This is a genomic window from Ensifer sp. ZNC0028, assembly GCF_000799055.1.
GTDB lineage: Bacteria > Pseudomonadota > Alphaproteobacteria > Rhizobiales > Rhizobiaceae > Ensifer.
The window spans coordinates 1-408 of sequence record NZ_JTLA01000257.1 but is presented as its reverse complement, the minus strand read 5'-3'; the positions used below and the strand labels follow the sequence as shown (position 1 = coordinate 408).

At 61.3% G+C, this 408-nt stretch carries 1 protein-coding gene; it reads left to right on the top strand.

Going from position 1 to position 408, the window contains the following annotated elements; genetic code table 11:
- Window positions 1-80: 80 nt before the first annotated feature.
- On the top strand, window positions 81-408 hold a 328-nt coding region (locus tag L981_RS32905; RefSeq protein WP_210166431.1), incomplete at its 3' end, for a VCBS domain-containing protein.

The window sequence follows — 408 nt, the reverse complement described above, 5'->3', positions numbered from 1 at the left end:
ACGATGCCCCGGTCATTACCTCGGGTATTCAGAGCGGTGCGGTGACAGAGATCGCCGACAAGGCGACGGGTGAGAATACTGTGACGCATACACAGGGCGGCACGATCGGCTTTTCCGACGTCGACACACTGGATCAGCACAGCGCCAGCTTCAAGGCGAACGGCAACGGCTATCTCGGTACCTTCTCGCTCGGTTCGCTGAACCAGACAACCGACAAGGTCGGCTGGAACTTCCAGGTTGCCGACAACGTGCTGGACTCGCTGCAGGCCGGCCAGACGCTGACGCAGACCTATGACGTCACCGTCGACGACGGCAAGGGCGGTACCGCGACGCAGACGGTGACGATCACGATCACCGGTACCAACGATGCCCCGGTCATTACCTCGGGTATTCAGAGCGGTGCGGTGA